The following is a 267-nucleotide window of genomic DNA, read 5'->3' on the forward strand; positions in this document are numbered from 1 at the left end:
GACACCGGCCAGGCCGTGCTGGTCGACCCGGTCATCGTCAGCGTCGAGCGCGACCTCGAGGTCATCGCCGGCCTCGGCCTCACCCTGGCGTACAGCGTCGATACCCATGTCCATGCCGACCACATCACGGCCGCGCTCGCGCTGAAGGAAAAGACCGGCAGCCGGATCGCGGCGCCGGCGGACGAGCGCGTCGCCTGCGCCGACGGGCAGCTGGAAGAGGGGAAGCCGGTCAGGGGCGGGGGGCTGGCCTTCCAGCCGCTGCACACG

The 267-nt window shown here is 72.3% G+C and carries 1 pseudogene; it reads left to right on the forward strand.

The window, feature by feature from the left end:
- Nucleotides 1-267, forward strand: a pseudogene (locus tag KVT32_RS30260) (MBL fold metallo-hydrolase); the annotation flags it as partial.

Origin of the sequence: Achromobacter sp. GbtcB20, from assembly GCF_019091095.1 — a bacterium.
GTDB lineage: Bacteria > Pseudomonadota > Gammaproteobacteria > Burkholderiales > Burkholderiaceae_B > Achromobacter > Achromobacter mucicolens.